19 protein-coding genes are annotated in these 22,612 nt (G+C 74.6%); 17 read left to right on the top strand and 2 right to left on the bottom strand.

Translation table 11 applies throughout. The features are described 5' to 3' along the window. The first annotated feature begins 417 nt into the window (after positions 1 to 417). The 10 genes from AB0K43_RS17000 (at position 418) to AB0K43_RS16955 (ending at position 12,601) form a co-directional block, all read left to right on the top strand. The gene (locus AB0K43_RS17000) at positions 418 to 1,464 is read left to right on the top strand and encodes a Gfo/Idh/MocA family oxidoreductase (RefSeq protein ID WP_363640371.1); all 1,047 of its coding nucleotides are present in this window, start codon (positions 418 to 420) and stop codon (positions 1,462 to 1,464) included. Next, the gene (locus AB0K43_RS16995; protein ID WP_363640369.1) at positions 1,458 to 2,429 is read left to right on the top strand and encodes a hypothetical protein; all 972 of its coding nucleotides are present in this window, start codon (positions 1,458 to 1,460) and stop codon (positions 2,427 to 2,429) included. Before AB0K43_RS17000 ends, AB0K43_RS16995 begins: the two co-directional genes overlap by 7 nt. Beyond that, the gene (locus AB0K43_RS16990; RefSeq protein WP_363640367.1) at positions 2,426 to 4,840 is read left to right on the top strand and encodes an FAD-linked oxidase C-terminal domain-containing protein; all 2,415 of its coding nucleotides are present in this window, start codon (positions 2,426 to 2,428) and stop codon (positions 4,838 to 4,840) included. Before AB0K43_RS16995 ends, AB0K43_RS16990 begins: the two co-directional genes overlap by 4 nt. A gap of 1 nt (position 4,841) precedes the next feature. Continuing rightward, positions 4,842 to 5,900, top strand: a complete 1,059-nt coding sequence (locus tag AB0K43_RS16985) for a 4Fe-4S dicluster domain-containing protein (RefSeq protein ID WP_363640365.1) — start codon at positions 4,842 to 4,844, stop codon at positions 5,898 to 5,900. Continuing rightward, positions 5,893 to 7,128 carry a M20/M25/M40 family metallo-hydrolase gene (locus AB0K43_RS16980; RefSeq protein ID WP_363640363.1) on the top strand — a complete coding sequence of 412 codons (1,236 nt, stop codon included), beginning with the start codon at positions 5,893 to 5,895 and terminating at the stop codon, positions 7,126 to 7,128. Before AB0K43_RS16985 ends, AB0K43_RS16980 begins: the two co-directional genes overlap by 8 nt. 27 nt (positions 7,129 to 7,155) lie before the next feature. After that, complete coding sequence (gene serS, locus AB0K43_RS16975) at positions 7,156 to 8,406, top strand: serine--tRNA ligase (protein ID WP_363640361.1); 1,251 nt, start codon at positions 7,156 to 7,158, stop codon at positions 8,404 to 8,406. Between the two features lie 56 nt (positions 8,407 to 8,462). After that, on the top strand, positions 8,463 to 9,362 hold the full coding sequence (locus AB0K43_RS16970) for an aldo/keto reductase (protein ID WP_363640359.1): 900 nt from the start codon (positions 8,463 to 8,465) through the stop codon (positions 9,360 to 9,362). A 135-nt stretch (positions 9,363 to 9,497) separates the two neighbouring features. Further along, complete coding sequence (locus AB0K43_RS16965; RefSeq protein WP_363640357.1) at positions 9,498 to 10,427, top strand: glycosyltransferase family 2 protein; 930 nt, start codon at positions 9,498 to 9,500, stop codon at positions 10,425 to 10,427. Further along, positions 10,424 to 11,356 carry a phytanoyl-CoA dioxygenase family protein gene (locus AB0K43_RS16960; protein ID WP_363640355.1) on the top strand — a complete coding sequence of 311 codons (933 nt, stop codon included), beginning with the start codon at positions 10,424 to 10,426 and terminating at the stop codon, positions 11,354 to 11,356. The genes AB0K43_RS16965 and AB0K43_RS16960 overlap by 4 nt, the downstream gene beginning before the upstream one ends. Positions 11,357 to 11,398: 42 nt before the next feature. Then, entirely contained in the window at positions 11,399 to 12,601 is a 1,203-nt protein-coding gene (locus AB0K43_RS16955; protein WP_363640353.1) for a cytochrome P450, read from the top strand. A gap of 127 nt (positions 12,602 to 12,728) precedes the next feature. On the opposite strand, the gene AB0K43_RS16950 is transcribed toward AB0K43_RS16955, so the two are convergent. Beyond that, on the bottom strand, positions 12,729 to 13,028 hold the full coding sequence (locus tag AB0K43_RS16950) for a hypothetical protein (RefSeq protein ID WP_363640351.1): 300 nt from the start codon (positions 13,026 to 13,028) through the stop codon (positions 12,729 to 12,731). A 268-nt stretch (positions 13,029 to 13,296) separates the two neighbouring features. On the opposite strand from AB0K43_RS16950, the gene AB0K43_RS16945 reads away from it, so the two are divergent. The 6 genes from AB0K43_RS16945 to AB0K43_RS16920 all read left to right on the top strand — a co-directional run bounded on the left by AB0K43_RS16945 (position 13,297) and on the right by AB0K43_RS16920 (position 21,404). Continuing rightward, entirely contained in the window at positions 13,297 to 15,579 is a 2,283-nt protein-coding gene (locus tag AB0K43_RS16945) for a peptidase domain-containing ABC transporter (protein WP_363640349.1), read from the top strand. Then, on the top strand, positions 15,567 to 16,925 hold the full coding sequence (locus AB0K43_RS16940) for a condensation domain-containing protein (RefSeq protein WP_363640347.1): 1,359 nt from the start codon (positions 15,567 to 15,569) through the stop codon (positions 16,923 to 16,925). Before AB0K43_RS16945 ends, AB0K43_RS16940 begins: the two co-directional genes overlap by 13 nt. 65 nt (positions 16,926 to 16,990) lie before the next feature. Next, positions 16,991 to 17,260, top strand: a complete 270-nt coding sequence (locus AB0K43_RS16935; protein ID WP_363640345.1) for an acyl carrier protein — start codon at positions 16,991 to 16,993, stop codon at positions 17,258 to 17,260. A gap of 6 nt (positions 17,261 to 17,266) precedes the next feature. Then, entirely contained in the window at positions 17,267 to 18,676 is a 1,410-nt protein-coding gene (locus tag AB0K43_RS16930; protein WP_363640343.1) for an AMP-binding protein, read from the top strand. Next, positions 18,673 to 20,388 carry an AMP-binding protein gene (locus AB0K43_RS16925; protein WP_363640341.1) on the top strand — a complete coding sequence of 572 codons (1,716 nt, stop codon included), beginning with the start codon at positions 18,673 to 18,675 and terminating at the stop codon, positions 20,386 to 20,388. Before AB0K43_RS16930 ends, AB0K43_RS16925 begins: the two co-directional genes overlap by 4 nt. Before the next feature lie 74 nt (positions 20,389 to 20,462). Then, on the top strand, positions 20,463 to 21,404 hold the full coding sequence (locus tag AB0K43_RS16920) for a cupin domain-containing protein (RefSeq protein WP_363640339.1): 942 nt from the start codon (positions 20,463 to 20,465) through the stop codon (positions 21,402 to 21,404). Between the two features lie 20 nt (positions 21,405 to 21,424). On the opposite strand, the gene map is transcribed toward AB0K43_RS16920, so the two are convergent. After that, on the bottom strand, positions 21,425 to 22,192 hold the full coding sequence (gene map / locus AB0K43_RS16915; protein ID WP_363640337.1) for a type I methionyl aminopeptidase: 768 nt from the start codon (positions 22,190 to 22,192) through the stop codon (positions 21,425 to 21,427). 61 nt (positions 22,193 to 22,253) lie between these two features. Between map and AB0K43_RS16910 the strand changes: the two genes are divergently transcribed. Further along, the gene (locus tag AB0K43_RS16910; protein ID WP_363640335.1) at positions 22,254 to 22,529 is read left to right on the top strand and encodes a helix-turn-helix transcriptional regulator; all 276 of its coding nucleotides are present in this window, start codon (positions 22,254 to 22,256) and stop codon (positions 22,527 to 22,529) included. The last annotated feature ends 83 nt before the right edge of the window (positions 22,530 to 22,612 follow it).

Below are 22,612 nucleotides of genomic sequence, written 5' to 3'. Positions count from 1 at the left end.
GACGCCGACGCCGACGCCGCGAAAGCAGCCGGCGCGGGCGCCAGGAAAGCCACGAGGGCCACGAGGGCCAGCAGGACGGCGGCGGCGAAAGACTTTCGAGACATAAATTCTCCCCGGTCGTATCTTTTATCGGAACCAGCCGGGACCGAATTTGATGAACTGATAGTGACAGGCTGGACCAGACCTGTCAAGATCCCCAGTCATCGAGCAATTTGCCCGAAATGCTCGGCTATCGGCGGGGATCAACCGGCCCGCAGACCGGACCGGCTGGCCGAATGAGGGGATAGAACGGGACAAAACGGAGACTATGACTCTCAATATTGACTCTGATGACTGAGGATGGTCATTATTCGAAGGTCCAGGGTCTTCGGGTCAGGCCTGAAGAGCGGAATCTCAATCTTCACGAAGGGTGGTTCGATGGGCGACGACCTCCGCATAGGACTGGTCGGTCTGGGCTGGTTCGGCGGTCTGCACCTGCAGACGTGGTCCGGGATCCCGAACGCCGTGGTCACCGGCGTGTACGACGCGGACCCCGCCCGCGCCGCGGGCCTGGGTGCCCCGAGCGCGCAGGACGGCTTCCACGTCCACACGGGCACCGAGCCCGAACCGGTGCTGGACCCCGGCACGAGGGTCTTCTCCTCCCTGGACGAGCTGCTCGCCTCCGGGATCGACGTGCTCGACGTGGTCGTCCCGGAGGGGAGTCACGCCGAGTGCGTCCGACGCGGCCTGGAAGCGGGCGTCGACGTCATCGTCGAGAAGCCGCTCGCCCTCGACCCGCGGGAGGCCCGCGAGCTGGTCGACTTGGCGGCCGAGCGCGGCCGCAACCTCTACGTCGGCCACATCCTGCGGTTCGATCCCCGGCAGGCCCTGCTCCGAGGGCAGTTGGAAGGGCGGGAGCTGCGCCACATGACGCTGCGCCGGCTGTTCCAGCCCTCGGCCCTGGAGGTGTACGGCCGCGTCCACCCGCTGGACACCGCGATGATCCACGACATCGACCTCGCGATCTGGTACGCCGGCTCCCGCCCCGACCGGGTCACCGCCTTCGCGAGCTCCTGGCACGACCGTGCGTACCCGGACGTCGTCGACCTTGTCCTGCACTGGGACGGCGGCCTGCGCGCCGTCATCGGCAACTCGTGGCACCTGGCCGCGAGTTGCCCGTACGGCTTCACCTTCGAGTGCACGATCCAGAGCGAGGGCGCCACCTTCACCGCGCGCAACGAGCCTGACCTGCACGTCTGGGACGAGCAGGGCGTCCGGGTGCCGGACCTCTTCTTCTGGCCGTACCACTCGGGCGCGCGCCAGGGCGCGCTGCGCGAGGAGCTGCAGCACTTCGCCGACTGCACGCGGGCCGGCCTCCCGAGCGACCGGGTACCGCTGCGGGACGCCGTCCGCGTGGCCGAGGTGACGGCCGCCGCGCGGCGCAGCATCGAGAGCAACACGACGGTCGAGGTGGCGGCGTGCTGACGACGAGGAGCGCTTCCGCCGGGCCCGGCACCGGCCCGCTGCCGGTGGACGCGGTGATGGCCGACCTGGTGGTGCGGCCGATCGAGGAGTTCGCCGGGCGCAGCGCGGGCGCGGGCCTGGTCCGCACGGCCTTCCTGACCGGCAGTTACGTGAGCGGGCACTGGAACCGCCGGGGGCCGAACCTCAACGTCTACTTCATCGCCGAGGCCGGCCGGGCGGCGGACCTGCGCCTGGAGACCGCCCGGCTGTGGACCGGTGTCCGCGCCGCCCTGGCACCGCACGGGCGCACCCTGCACGTGGACTGCCACCCGTTCACGCTGTCGATGCGGCCCGAGGTCCACCACACCGGACGGACGATCACGGTCACCAGCAAGGTCCTCGAGGGCGAGCAGCAGGCGAACCGGTACCGGCTGCCCCCCACCATCGGGCCGGGCTGGGCCGCCAACTTCCGCCTGATCACCGGCGTGGCCGAGGACCTCGACTGCCTGCGGGAGCACCCACGGCGGGACACGGGGTGGATCCGTACGGTCCACCGTGCGCTGTCCCACTACCGCAACGTCCTCGACCACCTGCCGTGGGCCGTCGACTGGCAGCACGCGCCGGCGCCCCTGGCGGTGGAGTCCGCCCGGTACGCCGAGGAGGCGCTCAAGGACGCGCTCGCGCTGGCGCTGACCGCAGACGAGCTGCACGCCGGGAAGCACATCGTCATCCTCTCCGACTGGGCCGCCACGGCCCGGCCGTTCATCACGGAGCGGTTCGGCGCCGAGGGTCTGCGGGCGGCCGACCGGGTGGCCGAGCTCAAGCGGTGCGCCGAGCGGGCGGACGACCTGACCCCCGAGGAGGCGGTGCAGGCCTGGCGGTCGGCCCAGCGGGTGATGGCCTGGGCGTGGGCGCGGTTCGTCCCCGTGGCGGACGAGATCTGCCCGGACGCCGCGGACCTCGCACGGGTGGACGCGTTCCTGTGACGCCGACCAGCCGCGGGCCGGGGCACGGGCGCCTCCCGGCCGCGGGCTTCGAACTGTGCCACGGCCCGCGGCTGGTCGGCCGGCCCGCGGGCGAACCCGCGCGGCAGGCCCCGCCCGCTCCGGGGCTCGCGGCCTTCGCCGCCGAGGCCCGGGAGCTGCTCGGCGCCGAGCGCGTGCTCACCGACCCGACCACCCTCGGCCTGCACTCCTACGACGCCTCGCTGGACAGCCGCCGGCCGGACGCCGTGGTGGTCCCGCGCTCCGGCGACGATCTGCGCGAGCTGGTGCTGGCCGCCGGGCGCGGCTCGGTGCCGTGGGTGGTGCGCGGGGCCGGCACCGGCTACAGCGGCGGGGCGCTGCCCGACGCGGGCGGCGCGGTGCTGCTGACCCGGGACCTGGACCGCATCCTCGCCGTCGACCCCGACCGGCGGCTGGTCCGCTGCGAGCCCGGCGTGGTGCTGGCCGAACTGCGGGAGGCGCTGGCGCCGTACGGGCTGCGCTACCTGCCGGACCCCTCGTCCTACCAGGTCTGCACCGTGGGCGGGAACGTCGCCGAGAACGCCGGCGGGCCGCACGCCCTGGCGGTCGGCCCGACCTCCAACTTCGTGGTCTCGCTCGACGTGGTCCTGCCCGACGGGAGCGCCGCCGAGTTCGGCGAGGAGGACGTCTGGCGGGGCGGGCTGGACCTGCGCGGCCTGCTGGTCGGTTCGGAGGGCACCCTCGGCGCGGTCCGCGGCCTCACCCTGCGGGTCGCACCGGAACCGGAGTGCTCGCAGGTCCTGGTCGCGCGGTTCGACGAGCAGGACGCGGCCGCCGCCACCGTGGAGCGGGTCCTGGGCATCGGCCTGCTCCCGAGCGCCATCGACATGATCACCAGCGCGTACGTGCCGGGGGCGCCGGTGCACGGGGACCCCTCGCTGCTGTTCATCGAGGTGGAGGGGACGGCCGGGGAGGTCCGCCACCAGGCCGCCGCCCTGACCGAGGCGGCGGCGCAGGCCGGCGGACGTTGCGAGCTGCTGTCCAGCCGGGCCTTCATGGCGACCCGCGCCCGGCTGGTCAAGGAGAAGGTCCGCCGCATGGTCACCACCAGCGGGCGGCCGTGCTACTACCTGTTCGACGCGGTGGTGCCGCGCAGCCGGCTCACCACGCTGATGGCCGCCCTGCGGCGCCGGGCGGACCAGCACGACCTGCCCATCCTCAACACGTTCCACGCGGCGGACGGCAACGTCCACCCGGCGCCGTTCTACGATCCGGCGGATCCCGACTACCGCACGAAGCTGCGGGGGTTCCTCGCCGACGTGCTGGCCGACTGCGCCGCGCTGGACGGCTCGCTCTCCGGGGAGCACGGTGTCGGGCTGGAGAAGGCGGAGTTCATGCCGCTGTTCCACAGCCCGCGCGAACTCCTGGTCATGCGGGGGGTCAAGGACGCCTTCGACCCCGCCGGACTGTGCAACCCGGGGAAGATCCTGCCGGAACCCGACCCGGCACCTGCGCCGCAGCCGGCCGACCATGGCGCAGGCCCCGTACGCGGCGCCCTCCGGGCGGGCCCCGGCGGCTCCCCCGCGCTGCGCGTCCGTACCGGGGACGGCGCCGTGGAAATCGGCTCCCCCGAGGTGAGCTTCGCGGCGGTCGCGCACGCCCTGCGCGACACCGGGCTGGAGCTGGTCCACGAACCGCTGGGCGGCGGACCGGAGTCGTCCGTCCTCGCGGCGATCGACCGCGGCCGCCCGGCGCTGCGGGAGACCCTCGCGGTCCGCGCCCGGGACCTGGTCCTGTCGGCCGGCCTCGCGGTCGGGCGGCAGGAGGTCCTGACCGTCGGCGGGTCCTGCACCAAGGACGTCTCCGGCTACGAGCTGCGCAGGCTCGCTTTCGGTGGCAGGGGCCGGATCGGCCGGCTGACCTCGGTCTCGCTGCGGCTCCTGCCCAGCCCGACCGACCGCCGCTCGCTGGAGGTCGAGGCGGCCGATCCCGGGCAGGCCGCCCTCCTCTGCCGCGAACTGCACCGCCTCGGGCTGCCGTTCACCGCGCTCGGCGTCCTCCTGGACCGGTCGGCCCGGGTCCTGGTGAGCGGCCTCCTCGAGGTGCGCGGCGGGACGTTGGACGAGCCCGCCGCCCGCCTGCGGACCGCGCTGCGCCACCACGGCTTCGAACTGCGGGCCTGCTGGTCCCCCCTGGACTCCCCCGCGGTCACCGCCCTGGCCGGCGCGTCCGACCTGGAGCACCGCGCCGGTCAGCCCTGGCAGTTGGTGGAGGTGCTGCGGCGGCTGCACGACACGGGCGGGCCGGCCTTCGCCTCCGTGGGCCCGGGCGCGCTGTGGTACCCCCGGGGCGTCGTGGCAGGACCCGACCGCCCCCTGTCCTGCGGCACGTCCTCCCTGGGCTCCAGGGTCGCGGCCGCCTTCGAGGTGTGATGTGACGATCGCCGGCACGACCCTGGACCGCTGCACCCGCTGCGGCCTCTGCCTGTCCTCCTGCCCGACCTACCTCGAGACCCGGATGGAACACGATGGGCCGCGCGGACGGGTGTGGACCCTGCTCGCCGCGGTGCGGGACGGGGACGCGCCCCCCACCGTGGACCCGACCTTCTGGGACTGCACCGGCTGCGGCCTGTGCGTCGCCCCCTGCCCGACCGGGGTCGACCTGCCGGCCGAGCTGGACAGCCTGTGGTCCGCGCTGAACCGCGGGGGCCCGGCGGCGGACCCGGGCCCGCCGCAGCCGCCCGCGAGCGCCGCCGAGCGCGGCCTCGAAACCGTCCGCGCGCACGCGGTGGCCCGCCTGCGCCGCCTCGACCCGGAGCCACCCGAACCGACCGGCGCGACCGCGGGCGCGGCGCCCCTGATCGCCTTCAGCCCCTACCTCACCGCTCTGCGGCCGGACGCCCCGGCGCGGGCCCGGCGGCTGCTGACCGCGCTGGACGGTGGCGGCGGGCCGATCGACGGTCACGAGGCGTGGGAGCGGTGGGCCGCCGCGGCCTGCGGGCTGCTCGCCGACGACGGGCGCCCGACGGACGACCGCCGCGCCGTCGAGGCACTGCGCCGGGCCACGCCCGGCGGGTCGACCGTCGTCCTGCTCGACCCGGCGGCGAGCCGGCTCGCCGCCGTCCTCGCGCCGGCGGGGGTGGAGGTCCTGCCGCTGCCCCGGTACCTGGCGCAGCGTCACCCCGGCCGGTGGAGGTTCGAGCCGGCCACTGGCACCGAACTGCTCGACACCGCCGTCCCCGAGGACGACTGGTACGCCCCCCTGCTCGACACCCTCCCCGAGGACCACCCGCGGCCCGCCCTCCTGCCGCGCCGGTACGCCGGCCTCGCGGGACGGGACCTCCAGCACCCCCGCACGGTCGCCTCGCTGCGCCGCCAGGCGGAGGGCAAGGGGCGGTGGCTGGACGGGCGCGGCCTGCTCACCGCGGATCCGCGGAGCCTGGCCCGGCACTCGACCGCGCGCTTCTACCTGGAAGGACTGCACCATGACTGACCTCGCCGTACCGGCGCCGAGCCCAGCGCCGACGGGCACCGTCCCCACCCTGCCCGACGATCCGGTCGTCCGGCTGTGCGCCGAGCTCATCGCCGCCCCGAGCGCGAACCCGCCAGGCGACGAGGAGCCGGTCGCCGCCGTCGTCCAGGACCGCCTGGAGCGGGCCGGCTTCGCCGTCCGGCGGCATTACGCCCGCCCGGGCCGGCCCAACGTGCTCGCCACCCTGGAGCGCGGCGAGGGCCCGCACCTGATCCTCCAGGCGCACCTCGACACCAAGCCCGCCGCGCCGCCCGGGGCGGAGCCGGTGGGCTGGAGCAGCGACCCACTGGTCGCCCGGATCGCGGACGGGCTGCTCCACGGGCTCGGCGCCTGCGACACCAAGGGCGGCCTCGCCGCCATGGTGGTCGCGGCCGAGCGGCTGGCCCGGCGGGACGACTGGTCGGGCCGGCTGGAGGTGCAGGGGGTGGCGGACGAGGAGGACGGCTCCGGGCTGGGCGCCGCGTTCCTGCTGTCCGAGGGCCTGCTCACCGCCGACGCGGCCATCGTCAGCGAGCCCACCGGCTGCCTGCCGTCGGCCGCGCAGCTCGGCAACGCGTGGGCCGAGGTGACCGTCACCACCACCGGGGCGCACGCCGGCACGCCGTCGCGGGGCCAGGACGCCGTCGAGGTCGCCCGCCGTTTCATGGCGGAGGTCGACGCGCTGCTGACGCGGATGCCGACCGATCCCGCGTTCCCCCACCACCCCCGGCTGAACGTGGGCCACCTGGCGGCCCCCGGCCATCCGGGCACGCTGTCGAGCAGCTGCGTGCTGCGGTGCGACGTGCGGGTCCTTCCCTGGCAGCGGCACGACTCCGTGATGGAGGTCTACACCCGTGCCGCGTCCGCCGTCGCCGACGCCTGTCCCGGCAGTGCGCTGACCGTCCGGCCGTACCAGGGCGGCGGCTGCGAGTCGCACGCGGTGGCGGACGACCACCCCCTGGTCCGCGCCTTCGACCGGGCCTCGGCCGACCGGGCCGGCGAGCGCTGCTCGTTCGCCGGCGGCAGCGACGCCCGGTTCTTCGCCCGGGCGGGCACGCCCGCCGTGGTCCACGGACCCGGCCACCTCGACCAGGCGCACGCCCCCGACGAGTACGTGCCGGTCGGGCACCTCGTCCTGGCCGCCGACCAGCTCGAAGCGGTCGCGGCCGGCTTCCTCCAGTCAGTCGACCGGCGCCGAGCCGGCCGGTAACGCCCAGGGACAAGGAGTTCCTCCGCCATGATCAACCTCGAACTCATCCGGACCGACCCCGACGCGGTCAAGCGGGCGGCACACGCCAAGCGGGTGGACATCGACATCGACCACCTCGTCGAGCTGGACCGGGAGGTCCGCCGGTCGACCGAGCAGCTCGACACCCTGCGGCACGGCCTGAAGCAGGCCTCCAAGCAGGTCGGCGCGGGCGGCGAGGGCCGGCAGGTCGCGAAGGAGCTGGGCGACCGGGTCCGTGCGGCCGAGCAGGCCAACCGGGAGCTGCGGGCCCGCTTCGACGCACTGCTGGCGCGGGTGCCCAACATCCTGGCGCCCGAGGTGCCCGAGGGCGACGACGACCGCGACAACCTGGAGGTGCGGACCTGGAGCACGCCGCGGACCTTCGACTTCCCGGTCCGCGACCACCTGGAGCTGATGCTCGGCCTGGGCATGGTCAACCTGGACGGGCCCCGGAAGTTCGCCGGCGGCCGGTCGTACGCGCTCACCGGACCGGGCGCGCTGCTGGAACTCGCGGTGCTGCGCTACGCCCTGGACACCGTGGTCGGCCGGGGCTTCACGCCGGTCATCCCGCCGGTCATCGTGCGGGAACAGGCGCTCTTCGGCACCGGCTTCTTCCCCGGCAGCCGTGAGGAGACCTACCAGCTCCCGGCCGACGACCTGTACCTGGTGGGCACCAGCGAGGTCGGCCTGGTGGCCATGCACAGCGACTCGATCCTCGCCGAGGAGCAGTTGCCGCTGCGGTACGCCGGCTGGAGCACCTGCTTCCGGCGCGAGGCCGGCGCGGCGGGCCGGGACAGCCGGGGCCTGTACCGGGTCCACCAGTTCACCAAGGTCGAGCAGGTGGTCATCTGCCACGCGGACCCGGCCGTCTCGGAGCGCGAGCACTACGGTCTGCTCGACAACTCCGAGACGATCCTCCAGAGTCTGGGGCTGCCGTACCGGGTCGCGCTGGCGTGCTCCGGCGAGACCGGTCTCGGGCAGTACCGCAAGCACGAGGTCGAGACCTGGATGCCCGGCCGGGACAGCTACTCCGAGACGCACTCGTGCTCGACGCTCCTGGACTTCCAGGCCCGGCGCTCGCGGATCCGCTACCGGGCGGGTGGGCGCAACGAGTTCGCGTTCACCCTGAACAACACCGCGGTCGCCTCGCCGCGGATCCTGGTGGCCATCGTCGAGAACTACCAGAACGCCGACGGCTCGGTGACCGTGCCCGAGGTGCTGCGGCCGTACCTGAACGGGCTGGAGGTCATCACCCGGTGACGTCCGCCGCCGTACCGCCCCTCGCACCGGTGCCCCTCGGGGCCACCGGTGTGCGGGTGTCCGAAGTGGCGCTCGGCACGCTGAACTTCGGCCTGCCCGGGCGACCGTCCGCCGCGGACGCCTGTTGCGGGCGGATCCTCGGCGCGTACCGGGAGGCCGGCGGCAGCGTGCTGGACACCGCCCCGACCTACGCGGACGGGGCGTCGGAGCTGATGCTCGGCCGGCTGCTGCGAGGCTGCCGCGACCAGTTCCTGCTCGGCACCAAGTTCGGGCTGCGCGGCCCCGGAGCACCGTTCACCGGCGGCCTGTCCCGGCGCAGCCTGGTCGAGTCGCTCGAGGGGAGCCTGCGGCGGCTGCGGACGGACCGGGTGGACATCCTCTGGGTGCACGCCTGGCAGCACGGCGCCCGGGTCGAGGAGTTGCTGCCCGCCCTCGACGACCAGGTCCGGGCGGGCCGGGTGCTGTACGTGGGCGTGTGCAACACCCCGGCCTGGGTGGTGAGCCGCTACCAGACCGCGGCGCAGCTCAGGGACCGCGCGCCGTTCACCGCCATGCAGGTGGAGTACTCGCTCGCGCAGCGCGACAGCGACCGGGAGCTGCTCCCGATGGCCCGGGACCTCGGCCTGCCGGTGTTCGCCTGGTCACCGTTGGGCCGCGGCCGGCTGCTGCGCCCCGCGGGGGCGGACGGGGAGCCGGGGAGCCGGGCCCGGCTGACCGCCGAGGCCGCGGTGGAGCTCGGGGTCCCGCCGGCCGCCGTGGCGGTCGCGTTCGTCCGGGCCAAGGGACTGATCCCGGTCTTGGGCGCCTCCAGCGCCGCCCACCTGGCCGAGAGCCTGCAGGGAGCGCGGTTGCGGTTGCCCGGACCGGTCCTCGACCGGTTGGAGCGCGCCTCGGCCGTGCAGCCCGGTTGGCCGCACGCCTTTCTGGAGTCGGTGCAGCCCCGCATGTCGGGCTGAGCGGCCGGCGCCGGCCGACTGCCCGCCGGAGACTGATTGTGACAAGTCATATTGACTGGCAGTCATGTTCTGTCATACGTTCCTTGTGCACCGCATGAACGAGTGTCAGGCCGCAGGCCGAGAAGGGGGATGACCATGACCGGCACGACTGTCAGCATCCTCATTCCGGCGCGGAACGAGGAACTCACCCTGCCGTCGACGCTGCCCGGCATCCTCCGGGCCGCCGAGCGGCTCGACGAACCGTTCGAGCTGCTCGTCGTCACCCCGACCACGTCGCCGATGCTGCACCGCCCGCCGATCCGGGACCGCAGGATCCGCTGGCTGGCCACCGAGCGCCCGGGCAAGTTCCAGGCGCTGCGCGTCGGCGCGGCCCACGCGGGCGGCGACGTCCTGGTCCTGGTCGACGCGGACGTGCGGCCCGGGCCGGCGGCGTTCACCGAACTGACGCGGACGATCCGCGGCGGCACGGCCGATGTCGCGGCCGGCCGGATCACCTTCGGCGCCGCCGCCGGCCCGCCGGTCGCCCGGCTGCTGACCCACTGGGCCGCCATGTCGGCGGACGCCTGGAACCTGCTGCGCTCCGAGCGGCCGGAACACCGCTGGGCGCTCCCCGGCGCGCTCTACGCGCTGCGCAGCGAACTCCTGCCGGAGAGCCTCGACGTCGCCCTGGTGGACGACGCCTCGATCGGCCTCGCCGCCGAACGCGCCGGCGCCCGGTTCGCGTACGCGGCGAACGCCAGGGTGGAGGTGTCGGCCCCGCGGACGTACCCCGAGTGGTGCCGCCAGAAGTTGCGCAGCCGGCGCGGCTGGGCGGCCCTGGCGGAGCACGAGCCAGCGAAGGTCCGGGCGCTGGAGGCCTGCATCGCACGCTACTTCGCGGCGTCCACGGCCGGCTGCCGCACCGCTCGCCTGATGTGGGCGCAGGACCGGATCCTGCGCGGCGTCGCCCGGCTCACCCCGCGCCCCGAGGCCTGCGCGAGCGGCTCCTGGACGCCGCAACGCGCCACCGCGCCCCGCCAGCTCGCGATGGCCACGCATCCCCCAACCCGAACCCGCGCCGAGTGAGAGGCAAGGACGACGTGCTGGAACACCTGCGCTCCACCAGGGACGAGGGCCACCGACCGCTCACCGACGGCCTGGGCGAACTGCGGGCGCGCCTCGCCCCGCTGGAACGCCACGTCGTGGACCTCGACGTCCTGGGCTACACCGTCATCGAGAACGCCCTCTCCCCATCGGCGCTCGCCGACCTGCGCGGCGGACTGCTGTCCGCCGCGGCCGAGGACGACGCCGCCCGCGGCGGCGCGGCCCCCGTGGACCTGCGCTCCGGTGCGGGCCACCGTGACCGCACGCAGGAGGTCGTCATGCTGCTGACCCGCGGCGGCCGCGCCTACGAGGAGCTGCTGGTCCGGCCCGAGCCGCTGCAGCTGATCACCTACCTGCTCGGCCGCAACCGGGTCCTGAGCAGCATGACGGGCTACGTGAAGGGGCCCGGGAGCACCGGGCTGGGCATCCACTCGGACACCGCGTACGTCCCCGACCCGGTCGCTCCCTACGCCCAGCTGGCCAACGTCAACTACTGCCTGAGCGACTACACCCGGGCCGACGGCTGCCTGCGGATCGTCCCCGGGAGCCACCGCTACGGACACCGTCCGCGTGGCGACCTGGCGGCGGAGTCCGCGGTGCCCGTCGAGGCACCGGCCGGCTCGGCGATCGTCTTCCACGGCAACACCTGGCACGGCGCCCACCCGCGCACCAACGACGGCCTGCGGCTCACCGTGTCCGTCCTGTTCGCCCGGAGCTACCTGCGTCCGCAGGAGCACTACGGCCCCGCGCTCACCCCCGGGTTCCTCGACCGGAACCCGCCGATCGTCCGTGACCTGCTGGGTCTTGACCTGCCCACCGGCTGGTCGACCCCGGCGGAGGCCGCGGACGTCGTCCGGCTGCGCAGGGAGAAGGCACCGTCCTTCTACCGCTCCCGGGCCCAGCACACCTGACCCGGACGCCCTGACCAGGACGCCCTGACGAGGACGGAGAGCATGCTCCTCAGCAGCGACATCGGCGATGTGATGGCCGCCGAGAACTTCACCGACCCCTACCCCCTGTACGCCCGGCTGCGCCGGCACGCCCCGGTCCACTGGAGCGACAGCGCGCACTGCTGGCTGGTGACCAGGCACGAGGACGTCCGGCGGCTGCTGTCCGATCCCGGGCTGCGGTCGCGGGACAAGACCGCCCAGGTCGCGGCCATGGAGCCGGACCTGCGCACGGCGGTCGAACCCGTGGAGTCCTGGCTGAACCTGTGGATGGCGTTCTGCGACCCACCGGTGCACACCCTGCTCAAGTCCCCGCTGAAGCAGGCGTTCACGCCCGCGGCCGCGCGGGCGGACGCCGCCGGCCTGGACCGGCTCGCCCGGACGCTCGCCGCGGGGCTGGGGCCGGGGCGGCACGACCTGCTCGCCGACTTCGCGGTGCCCTTCGCGGTCCGCGCGACCTGTTCGATGCTGGGCGTCGAGTCGGCCGAGGAGTCCCAGGTCCTGGCGTGGTCGGCGGCCGTGATGGGCTACCTGACCAGCCCGGGCTTCCAGGTCTCCGCGGCCGAGGGCGTCACGGCGGCGCTGGGTCCGCTCCGGGCCTACCTGACCGACGTACTCATGCCGCGGCGCGGCAGCCAGGTCGCGGGCATCATGCACGACCTGTGGCGCACCGGGGAGTTGTCGCTCGACCAGGTGACGGCACTGTTCGCGCAGCTGCTGACCGGCGGGGTCGAACCGGTGAGCACCGCCATCGCGGTCGCCGCACTCGGACTGTTCGCCGATCCGCTGCTGGTGGACGCCGTCCGGTCCGGTGGGGTGCGGCCGGAGGCGGTGGTCGCGGAGGCCCTGCGCCACGACGCGTCCTTCCACTTCGCCTCCCGGATCGCCGTCGACGAGCTCGTGGTCGACGGCCGGCGGATCGCGGCCGGCGCCCCGGTGAAGCTCGTGATCGCCTCCGCCAACCGGGACGAGGCCGTCTTCCCCGACGGCGAGCGGTTCGATCCCCGCCGGCCCGAAGGGGCGGGGGCCGCGTTGACCTTCAGCCGCGGGATCCACCACTGCCTCGGCCGCTCGGCCGCCGTGGTCCAGATCGAGGCGACCGTACGTGCCCTGCTGGACCGCCCGGTGCCGCCCCGGCCCGACGGGCCGGGCGAGCGGCTGCCGAGCTTCGGCTCCACGGCGTTCGCGGCCGTCCCGTTCCTGTTCTGAGCCCCTCCCCACCCCTTCGAATTATTCGAGCAACTCCACCGCGGAGGTCTCCGCACGCGATGGGCCCTGTGTGGCCGGCGCCGGTGGCCGGGAATTCCAGAATTCCCGACCACCGTTTCCGGCCGCTTCAGCATGCCCATTTACCGGGGTTATCGGAATTCCGATAATTCGACACCCCGAGGCTTGCCAGCAAGGCCCGGACGGTTCTATGGTTTTGACATCCGGTCAGCCCGACCGGAAATGCAAGAAACACCAGCTTTCCCGCACCGTACGACGTGGTGCTGTCGCGGCCTGCGCGGTCCTCCTCGGCCTTCGGCCGGGTGCCGCCCTTCCGGGCCGGCTCTCCGCAGAATTCGAGGAAATCGCCGCGGTCGCGGCGGAACCGGGTCCGCGGCGCGAGAAAGCTCCTTCGGAAAGGAAACGTCATGACCAACTTCAACGACATCGACATCACCGAGCTCTCCGACGAGGAGCTGGACGACATCGTCGGCGGTCAGTTCGCGATCGCCGCGCACTGCGCCATCTGACGCTGGTGCCACCCGGCCGGGCGGTCCTGCCGCCCGGCCAGCTGCGGCGGCGGTGGGCCCGAGCCCACCGCCCCGATGTCCCGGTCGGCGGGACACCTCAGTGACCGGCGTGTGTCGGGAATTCTTCCCGGCACACGCCGGTGATGCACGAGAAAGGGATCGGGATCGATGACCGGTGAATCGCGCTTCCGGCCCGAGGCGCTCGACCACCACCGCAGGCGCGACGGCCTGGGGCCGGTGCTCGGCCACATGCCCGTCCCGCCCCGCGGGTTCGCCGAACGGCTGACCGCCGTCCGCGAGCGGATCCCGTTCCCCGGCCGGTCGGCCGCCGCTCGGCCGACCGTCTGCTTCCAGACGCAGGTCAGCGACTGCGGCCCGGCCGCCCTGGTGACCGTGCTCCGGTACCACGGCGTCGATGTGTCCCTCGACGAGGTCCGCGCCCGCGCCGACTCCGGCCGCAACGGCGCCTCCGCCCGCACCCTGCTGGAGATCGCCCGCGAGCACGGCGTCAAGGGCCGCGGCGTGCGCGCCGACCTGGACGCCCTGCGGCGGCTGCGGCCCGGCGCGATCCTGTTCTGGAACTTCAGCCACTTCGTCGTGCTGGAGGGCGCCGGCAAGGAGTACGTGGACGTCGTCGACCCCGCGTACGGGCGCCGCCGGCTGAGCATGGCGGCGGTCGCGGAGTCCTTCACCGGCGTGGCGCTGGAGTTCGAACCGCCACTGGAGCGCGGTGGCCCGGCCGTCCGCGGCACCGGGACCGGCAGCCCGTGGCGCCGGCTGCGCCAGTTCCTGCCGAACCACCGCGAGTTGGGCCTGTTGCTGGCGGCCTCGGTCGCACTGATGGCCTTCGAGCTCGCCCTGCCGCTCACCGCGGGGATCCTGGTCGAGCGGGTGGTGCCGGACGGCGCCGGCAGCACCCTGGCAGGCGCCGGAGCGCTGCTCGCCGGGCTCGCGGTCCTGTTCCTCGTCCTCCAGGTGACCAGGTCGGTCCTGGTGGCCAAGCGCCAGGCCGTGATCGAGAAGCGGCTCACCCTGGGCATCGTCGGCCACCTGGCCGACCTGCCCTACGACTTCTTCACCGTGCGCAACCCCGGTGACCTCGCCATGCGGGCCCGCGCCAGCAGCGTCCTCATCCAGGTGCTCAGCGTGACCGCGGTCTCGGCCGCGCTCGACAGCGTGCTGGTCCTCGCCTACCTGGTCGCGATCACCGTGGCAAACCCGGCGATGGCCGCGCTCGTCGCCGCCCTGGTCGCCGTCCAGACCGGGCTGCTCGCCCTGACCTGGCGGCGGCAGACGGAGCTGAGCCAGGAGGTCCTCGAACGCCAGACCAAGGCGCAGGAGGAGCTGGTGGAGATGCTGGAGAGCATCTCCTCGCTGAAGTCCAGCGGCCTGGCGGACACGGCCGCGGAGCGCTGGTCGCACACCCTGGTCCACGAGGTCAACAAGCGCCTGAACGCCCGCCGCAGCCTCGCCGTCTTCTCCTCGCTCAGCCGGACCGTGCAGTTCGCCGCCCCGCTGGCCGTCCTGCTGGCCGGCATCCGGCAGGTGCTGACCGGCCACGACTCGCTCGGCGAGGCGATGGGCTTCATGACCCTGACCATCGCCCTGTTCATCCCGATGCAGGGAATGTTCGACGCCGGCTCCCAGCTCGCCGCCATCCGGCCCACCCTCGCCCGGCTCGACGACGTCCTGCGCGCCGCGCCCGAGCCGCGCGGCCTCCTGGTCGGGACGGGCGTCGCCGATCCAGGCCGGATCACCGCCCGGGCGGTCTCGTTCCGCTACCCCGGCGCCCCGAGGCCCACCCTCACCGGAATCGAACTGGACATCCGGCCGGGCCAGTTCGTGGCCGTCGTGGGCCGCTCGGGATCCGGAAAGTCCACCCTCGGCATGCTGCTGGCCGGACTGTACGTCCCCACCGACGGCACGATCACGGTCGACGGCACCTCCCTCGCCGAGCTCGACCGGCCGACCTACCGCCGCCGCATCGGCTACGTCAACCAGAACGCCCACCTGTTCGGCGGGTCGATCCGGGACAACATCCTGCTCGGCAGCGAGGACATCGGCGAGGACGAGCTGAAGAAGGCCGTGCAACTGGCGCACATCCACCAGGAGATCACGGCCATGCCGATGGGCTACAACACGCTCGTCGCCCCCGGCGGGCACGGGATGTCGGGCGGGCAGCGGCAGCGGATCGTCCTCGCCCGGGCCCTGGCCAAGCGCCCCGGGCTCGTCATCCTCGACGAGGCGACCAGTGCCCTGGACCCGGCGCTGGAGGAGGCCATCATGCGTGACCTGCTGGCGGCCGGGATCACCGTCGTCGTCATCGCCCACCGCCTCACCGTCCTGGACGACGCCGACCAGGTGATCGTGATGCGCGACGGGCGGATCGTCGAGGCGGGCGAGCCCGCCGCGCTCAAGGAGACCGGGGAGGAGTACCTGTGCCTGATCTGACCCCGGACCGGCCGGCGCCCGCGGCCCCGGTCCCCTTCACCTACGAGCAGGACTGGTTCCACACCAAGACCCGCACCGACTCCTGGGCCCACAAGAACGTCCGGCTCGGCTTCGAGATCCTCGGCGACCTCGACACCGACGCCCTGCTGACGGCGGTCCGGGCCTTCGTGACCCGGCACGACGCCCTGCATCTGCGGTTGCCCGCCGACCCCGGCCCGCACCCCGAACAGCGGCTGCGGCCCATCGGTGCGACGGAACAGGTGGTCGAGTGCCAGAAGGTCGCTGCCGCCTCCCCCGAACAGTTCACCCGCTACGTCTCGGCGATCCTCTCCCGCGACTGTGTCGCCCCCTGGCGGTACGGCGAGCAACGGCCGTTCGCCATCCGGCTGCTGAGGTACGACGCGGGCCGGCACGCCCTGATCGCGACCTTCCAGAACCTCGTCTTCGACGGGCGCGCGCACCACCTGTTCGCCCACGAGGTCTGGCGCGACTACGAGGCCGTCCGGCGCGGCGACCCTGTCCCCGACCGTGCTCCGTCCTTCGCGGAGGCCGCCGCCCGCCAGCGGGCCGGCACCACCCCCGCGCAGCGCGAACGGGCGCTGGCCGACTGGCGCGAGCGGCTCGGCCGGCTGGCCCGCACCCGGTGGCCCGGGCAGGACCGCACGCCCGCCGGCGAGGGCGCCCAGGAGCCGGGCGCCGAGGGCGGCATGCTCCGGGCCGAGCTCGACGCCCGGACCACCGCCGCACTGCGCGCCGCCTGCGGGCGGGCCCGCCTCGGGCTGCTGCAGTGGACGGTGGGTTCCTTCGTCCACGCACTGGCGTCCCGCACCGGCCGGACCGAGGTGGGCCTGTGGACCTCGATGGACTCCCGGCCGCCCCGGGACCGGGACGTGGTCGGGATGTTCGCCGCCTCCTGCCCGCTGGTCGTCGCCGACCCGGCCGGCGACCCGGACGCGGTGCGGGACCGGGTCAGGGCCGGGCTGCTGAACGCGCTGAAGCACCAGCGGCTGACCGCGGCGGAGATCACGGCGGTGACGCGGGAGGCCGAGGCGCAGCACGGCGCCCCCGTCGGCCGCGACATCTACGTGAACCTGCGCCGGTTCGAGGGCGATCACGCGAGCGTCCGGGACACCGGGGAGCTGCGGATCACCGCCGACGCCTACGAGCTGCGCCGGATCGCCGTCACGGACCTGCACGCGCTGCACCTGCGGTGCACCGAGTACCGCGACCGCCTGCTGATCGGCCTGCGGTACGACGGGCTGCGGGTGGGCGGGGCGACGGCCCAGGCGGTCCTCGACGACGTCCTGGCGGCCGCCGCGGCGCAGGCGGCCGAACCCGCCGGCTGAGCCCGCGCTCTCCCCCGACCGGGTCCGTCCCGGACACCGCCCCTCAGCCACCCCTTGGAGGTGTCATGCCCCCCGCACCGATCGACGCGGTCCTGGCCGCGGCGAGCGAGGTGTTCGGCCGCCCGGCCGAACCGACCGACGACTTCTTCTCCCTGGGCGGCGACTCGATCGCCGCGGTCGAGCTCGCCGTCCGGCTGGAGGAGGCCCTGGGCATCGAGGTCGACGCCGACCTGCTCCTGCAGCTCCCCGACTTCGCCACCCTGGCCGACGCCCTGGCCGCCGTCCCCCCGCCACCCGTCACCGCACCCCCCGTCGCCTCGACCCCCGAAGGCTGAGGAACCATGCGCCCCCACCTCTGGGACCCGTGGGCCACCGCGAGGACGGCTCCCGACCGCACCGCCGTCGTCGCCGACGACGAGAGCTGCACCTTCGCCGAGTTGACCGCCCGTGCGGACGCCCTGGCGGGCGCCCTGCGGGCCCGGGGCGTGCCTGACGGCACGGTCCTGTCCACCGACATCCCCACCGGGCCGCGCTTCTTCGCGCTGGTCCTCGCGGCGCTGCGGCACGGGTACGGCCTCTTCCCGGTCGCCCCGCGCCTGCTCGCGCTCCCCGAGGGCCCGGGCCTGCTGGCGGGGGTGAACGGCGCGCTGCACATCACCACCGGCTCGCCCGCACCGGGCGGGCCCGCGCTGCCCTGCCCCGTGGTCGGCGACGACGAGCTGCTCGCCGCCGCGGCCCCGGCGCCCGCCCCGGCCGCACCGCCCGCCGCCGGGCACCTCGTGTTCGCCACCTCAGGCACCACCGGCGTCCCGCAGGCCGTCGTCCGGACCAGGCCGGTGCGCCCCTACAAGGGCGTGGCCGTCGCCGAGCGGTACGGCGCGGGCCCGGAGCTCGGACCGCACCTGATGGCCAATCCCACCTACCACCTCGGCACGCTGGGCCCGGCCCTGTACGCGCTCCAGGCGGGCAGCCCGGTCGTCGTCCAGCGCACCTGGTCGACGGACGGGTTCGTGGAGCTGGCCGACCGGTACGCGGCGGACAGCGTGTTCCTCAGTCCGGACCGGTTGACCGAGCTGGTCGCGGCGGGCCGGGCGCCGCGGCGCCCCTTCCGGGTGGTGTTCCACGGCGGCGGCGCCTGCCCGCCCGCGGTGAAGCGCGCGGCCGTCGCGCTGTTCGGGCCGGTCCTGCACGAGTACTACGGCACCTCCCGGAGCGTGCTGACCGAGATCACCACCGCGGAGTGGCTGCGCAAGCCCGGGTCGGTCGGCCGCCCGCTGCCCGGGATCCGGATCGAGGTGACCCGGGACGGCCGGGTGCTGCCGCCGGGCGAGGCCGGCGAGATCGAGGTCCGGCTGCGCGCCGCCGACCGCGGCCCGGCCGAGGCGACGGTGCACGTCACGGGCGACGTCGGCCTGCTCGACGCCGACGGCTACCTGTTCCTCATCGGCCGGGCCGGGAGCCCGCAGGAACTCGGCGCCGCCCGGCTCGAACACGGCATCCGGCTGCTGCCCGGCGTCACCGACGCGGTCGTGCTGGCCGGCCCGCCGCCGCTGTGCTTCGTGGAGCACGGCGAGGGTGCCGCGCTCCCCGACCCGACCCCGGCCATCGAGGCCTCCGCCCGTCAACTCGGGCTGCCCGCACCGCGGGTTGTGCTGGCGGCGTCCGGCTCGTTGCCCCGCACGCCCAGCGGCAAGATCAGGCGTGCCGCGCTCGCCGAGGTGGCGGAGGCCGCGGACGAGGGCCGCGGATGACCTCGGACGAGCCGCCCGCGACCGCGCACGACCGGCTGCTGCGCCACGCGCTCGACCGGCCCGACGCGGTGGCGCTCACCTGCCTCGACGGCATCGGTGAAATGGAGTTGACATATCGTCAACTTCTGTCACTCACACAGTGGTTCGGCCGCAGGCTCACCGCCCTGGGGGTGCGGCCGGGTGAGCGGATCGTCCTGGTGCTGCCGAACGACGAGTCGTTCGCCGTCGCCCTGCTCGCGGCCATCGGCCGAGGGATCGTGCCGGTGCCCGCCGCCACCCCGGCGACCACCCGGTCCGAGGGATTCGCCCGACGGCTGCGCGGCATCGCCGCCGACTGCCGTCCCGCCCTGGTCGTCACCACCGCGGCGTGGCGCGGCGCGGTCCGCGAGGCGCTCGGCGGGCTGCACGTCCCCGGCGGGGTGTACCCCTGGCCCGAGCCGGTCGGGGCCGACGCCGACCCCGACTCGGACTCGACCCCGGCGGGCGAAGCGACCTGCCCACCGTCGCCGGACGCGCCAGCCTTCCTGCAATACACCTCCGGTTCGACCGGCGCACCCAAGGGCGTCGTCGTCAGCCACCGGGCGCTGCGGGCCAGTTGCGCCCAGGCGGCCCGCGTCTACCGCGAGGGCCCGGCGGACGTCGCCGTGACCTGGGTGCCGCTCCACCACGACATGGGACTCGTCACCGGGCTGCTGCGTCCGCTGTTCAGCGGGTACCGGTCCGTTCTGATGGCGCCCGAGGCGTTCGCGCGCCGCCCGGGCGCCTGGCTGTCGGCCATCACCGCGCACGGCGGGACGCTGTCCAGCGCACCGGACTTCGCCTACGCCGTGTGCGCCCGCAAGGTCACCGACCACGAACTGGCCGCCCTCGACCTGCGCACCTGGCGGGTCGCCCGCAGCGCCGGCGAGGTGGTGCGGGCCGCCACGGCGGACCGGTTCGCTGCGCGGTTCACCGCCGCCGGGCTCCCGCCCCGGAGCCTGTGCCCCTCCTACGGCATGGCGGAGGCCACCCTCACCGTCACCGCCTGCACCCCGGAGCGCCCGCCCGTCCGCCTGGCCGTGCGCACCGACGCGCTGCGCGCGGGCGAGGTGGTCCCGGCCGCGCCGGGGGAACGCGCCACAGTCCTGCTCTCCTCGGGGACACCGCTGCCCGGCACCGAGCTGCGGGTGCACGGCACCCCCGCCGGGCCCGACGGCGGCGCCCGCGTCGGGGACCTCGCCGTCCGAGGGCCGCAGCTGTTCAGCGGGTACTGGCCGGCGGCGCACCGCCCGACCGACTGGCACCCGACCGGCGACCGCGGATTCACCCACGACGGCCACCTGTACGTCGTGGGCCGCAGCGACGACGTCCTGGTCCACCACGGCCGGAACTTCTACCCGGCCGACGTCCTCGCGGTCTGCGAGGACGTCCCCGGCCTGCGGCCCGGTCGCTGCGCGGCGGTCCGCGTCACGGACCCGGCCCCGGACCCGGACCCCGCCGGCGACGCGGTCGAGCGGGTGTACCTGGTCGCGGAGTTGGCCGACGGCCCCGGCACGCCCCCGCCCGCCCAGGTGGCGGCCCGGGTACGGCGGCGGCTCGCGAGCGCCCTGGACCTGTACGTCGCCGAGGTCGTCCTGCTGCCCCCGGGCGCCCTGCCCGTGACGACCAGCGGGAAGGTGCGCGCCGGCGAGACCCGCCGGCGCCTCGCCCGGGGGACGCTCCCCCGCCTGTGAGCGACCGGTGCGGCAGCCCCGCCCGGCGGAACGAACCAGCGGACATCAGCGGACATCAGTAGGGAAGAGGAACCGTGCACGCTCCGACTTTGGCCCCGTGGGTCGGCGACCCCGCCGCCTTCAGCACCGCGTACTGGCGCCGCCGGCCGGGCGTCTTCCGGCCGGACGGGGGCCTGCGCAGCCCGTTCACCCTGGCCGACGTCGACACCGCGCTCGCCACCGGCTTCCTGCCCGACCCGTACGTGGAGATGACGCGCGCCGAGGACCCGCTCGGCCCTGACGCCTACCTGTCCCCGCGGGCGGTGCACGGCTCCTCGTACGGGGGGTTCGCCGACGAGACCAAGATCCGGGCGCTGTTGGCGGACGGCGCTACCCTGCTGATGCGTCGGATCGACCAGTGGCACGGCCCGACCCGGGACCTGCTGGCCCGACTCTCCGCCGAACTCCAGCTGGCGGTGGAGGCGTTCTGCTTCGTGACGCCCGCCGGCACCCAGGGCGTGCCGCTGCACCGCGACGACGCCGATGTCCTCGTCCTCCAGCTGAACGGCAGCAAGTCCTGGCGCGTCCACGAGGGGCCGGTGGACGGGAACTGGCGGCACGGCCGGGTCGAGGGCGAGCCCCCGGCGGAGGTGCTACGGACCACCCTGCGCGCCGGTGAGGTGCTCTACATCCCCCGGGGCTACGCCCACCAGGCCGTCGGCGACCAAGGCCTCTCGGTGCACCTGTCGTTGACCATCCGCGAGATCCACACCGGCGATCTGTTCCGCAGTCTGCAGAAGCTCTCCGCGCGGTCGATGGCCATCGAGAGCCGGCCGCTGGACGACGACGCGGTGCTGGCCGCGGCCACCGCGATGCTCGACCATGTCCGCGCGGCCGTCGCCGCCCTGAGTCCCGAGGACCTGGTGCGGCACGCCCGGCGCGGGAAGCTGGCCACGCTGCCCGCCCCGCGCTCGCCGATCTCGCTGAGCGCAGCGGCGCTCGAGGCGGCGGCCGCGGACCACGCCGTCCTCGTCTGACCGGGCCGCGGCGGACCGGGTCAGAGCAGGGTGAGGATGCGGGGGCCGTCGTCGGTGACGGCGACGGTGTGCTCGATGTGGGCGGCGCGGCTGCCATCGGTGGTGCGCAGGGTCCAGCCGTCGGGGTCGGTGCGGTAGTCGTTGCGGCCGCTGGCCATCAGCATCGGTTCGATGGCCAGGGTGAGGCCGTGGCGCAGCCGGAAGCCGCGGCCGGGCCGGCCGTGGTTGGGGAGGTGCGGGTCCTCGTGCATCCGGCGGCCGATGCCGTGGCCCCCGAAGTCGGCCGGCATCGCGCAGGCGGCGTCGCGGGCGACCGTGCCGATGGCGTGCGAGATGTCGCCGATGCGGTGGCCGACGGTGGCGGCGGCGATGCCGGCGTCCAGGGCCTGCTGGGTAGCGGCGATCAGGGCGAGGTCGGCGGGACGGGGGGTGCCGACGATGAAGCTGATCGCGGCGTCGCCGGTCCAGCCGTCGAGTTCGGCCCCGCAGTCGATGCTGACCAGGTCGCCGTCACGCAGCCGCTGGTCGCCGGGGATGCCGTGGACCACGGCGTCGTTCACCGAGGCGCAGATCACCGCCGGGAACGGGGTCGGGGCGAAGGAGGGCCGGTAGCCGAGGAACGGCGAGCGCGCCCCGGCCTCGACGAGGACACCGCGGGCGGCTTCGTCGAGCTCGCGCAGGCGCACCCCGACGGCGGCCGCGGCGCGCGCGGCGGCAAGTGCGCGGGCGACCACGCGGCCGGCCTCGCGCATCGCCTCCAGCGCCGTGTCGGTCTTGATCTCCACCATGGTCGGGTCTCCTTGCGATGCGATGTCACCCAATACTTATACCGGTATTAGTATCACGGGCATGGTGAGAGTTCCGTTGAGTCCGCAGGAGCGGCAGCGCGGGGAGCGCTTCGGGCGCCTGCTCCGTGAGGCGCGAGGCGACCGCAGCATGGTCGAGGTCGCGGCGGCGGCCGGGGTGTCCGCCGAGACGCTCCGCAAGATCGAGACCGGCCGGGCCCCGACCCCGGCCTTCTTCACGGTGGCGGCGCTGGCCCATGCGCTGCGGCTGTCGCTGGACGACCTCGCGGCGGCCTGCGCGCAGGACGCCGCCGACGAGGAGGAGACCATCCCGGCCTGACCCTCCGACACCAGCGTCTACCGCCTCGACCGGGACGGCGGGACGTGGCGCTATCGCTACTCGCACGACGAGTGACGAGTGAG

Origin of the sequence: Kitasatospora sp. NPDC049258 (assembly GCF_040678895.1) — a bacterium.
GTDB lineage: Bacteria > Actinomycetota > Actinomycetes > Streptomycetales > Streptomycetaceae > Kitasatospora.
Note: the sequence above shows the minus strand (reverse complement) of the source record. Positions and strands in the feature narration are given on the sequence as shown.

Bases quoted from the DNA above. Each gene is read 5' to 3' on its own strand.
- AB0K43_RS16950 (WP_363640351.1), bottom strand. From the start codon at position 13,028: ATGACGTTTCCTTTCCGAAGGAGCTTTCTCGCGCCGCGGACCCGGTTC.
- AB0K43_RS16930 (WP_363640343.1), top strand. From the start codon at position 17,267: ATGCGCCCCCACCTCTGGGACCCGTGGGCCACCGCGAGGACGGCTCCC.
- AB0K43_RS16955 (WP_363640353.1), top strand. From the start codon at position 11,399: ATGCTCCTCAGCAGCGACATCGGCGATGTGATGGCCGCCGAGAACTTC.
- serS (WP_363640361.1), top strand. From the start codon at position 7,156: ATGATCAACCTCGAACTCATCCGGACCGACCCCGACGCGGTCAAGCGG.
- map (WP_363640337.1), bottom strand. From the start codon at position 22,192: ATGGTGGAGATCAAGACCGACACGGCGCTGGAGGCGATGCGCGAGGCC.
- AB0K43_RS16935 (WP_363640345.1), top strand. From the start codon at position 16,991: ATGCCCCCCGCACCGATCGACGCGGTCCTGGCCGCGGCGAGCGAGGTG.
- AB0K43_RS16910 (WP_363640335.1), top strand. From the start codon at position 22,254: ATGGTGAGAGTTCCGTTGAGTCCGCAGGAGCGGCAGCGCGGGGAGCGC.
- AB0K43_RS16945 (WP_363640349.1), top strand. From the start codon at position 13,297: ATGACCGGTGAATCGCGCTTCCGGCCCGAGGCGCTCGACCACCACCGC.
- AB0K43_RS16980 (WP_363640363.1), top strand. From the start codon at position 5,893: ATGACTGACCTCGCCGTACCGGCGCCGAGCCCAGCGCCGACGGGCACC.
- AB0K43_RS16965 (WP_363640357.1), top strand. From the start codon at position 9,498: ATGACCGGCACGACTGTCAGCATCCTCATTCCGGCGCGGAACGAGGAA.
- AB0K43_RS17000 (WP_363640371.1), top strand. From the start codon at position 418: ATGGGCGACGACCTCCGCATAGGACTGGTCGGTCTGGGCTGGTTCGGC.
- AB0K43_RS16925 (WP_363640341.1), top strand. From the start codon at position 18,673: ATGACCTCGGACGAGCCGCCCGCGACCGCGCACGACCGGCTGCTGCGC.